Raw genomic sequence first — 604 nt, 5'->3', positions numbered from 1 at the left:
CAAAGTGCTGCGGTTATTCTATGAATCCAGGGGCAAGATCCATGGCTTTCCTAGTTGACGACAGAAACCATAGTCTTTGAGCTTCTCTTGGTCTTTTATTGAGCCTTCATCGTCATCATAAATCACAGTCTCCAGAGAGTAGGCATCACCTAGCGGAGTCTCGTTGAGAGATGTCACCAGATACTCAAGAGGGGCCATCATGTACTGTTTCTCCCCCTTATACTCAATGTGTTGCCCCGCTTTATCGGCTGCAGCATTTCTCAGTGACAGGATATAAGCTAGTTTGAGTTTAGACATGTTTTATCCATGTTTTCGAATAGTAGATGTTAGTTTTAAGGCTCATCAGTCATGCTGACTTAGTGCCTGTGCTTCAACCGAAACGGTATTCAAGAACAGCATCTAGTTGCGACGCCCAGTGGCCAAGAAGTGGCCTGACCACTGGTATGATTTATGGAAGTGAGTTGATGAAAACTAGGATATAGTAACCTCCTGCTTACAGGGAGAAGGGGCATATAAGGCAGTTGTCTGATCTAGTGCATCACAAATCTCACTTGTCCTTGCCGCCAAAATCGATAGCAGGGTATCGCTCAAACCATGGGTGGGT

1 protein-coding gene is annotated in these 604 nt (G+C 45.4%); it reads right to left on the bottom strand.

The annotated features are described in order from the left end of the window. Positions 1-18: 18 nt before the first annotated feature. Positions 19-297, bottom strand: coding sequence for a hypothetical protein (locus K7H09_RS21300; protein ID WP_330165626.1), 279 nt, complete (start codon positions 295-297; stop codon positions 19-21). Positions 298-604 lie beyond the last annotated feature (307 nt).

Source organism: Halomonas sp. IOP_14 (assembly GCF_021021315.1).
Taxonomy (GTDB): Bacteria; Pseudomonadota; Gammaproteobacteria; order Pseudomonadales; family Halomonadaceae; genus Vreelandella; species Vreelandella titanicae.
This window is presented reverse-complemented; position numbering and strand designations above follow the sequence as displayed.

What these genes read in the sequence shown, in the direction of transcription:
- K7H09_RS21300 (WP_330165626.1), bottom strand. Translation starts at nt 297, where the DNA reads ATGTCTAAACTCAAACTAGCTTATATCCTGTCACTGAGAAATGCTGCA.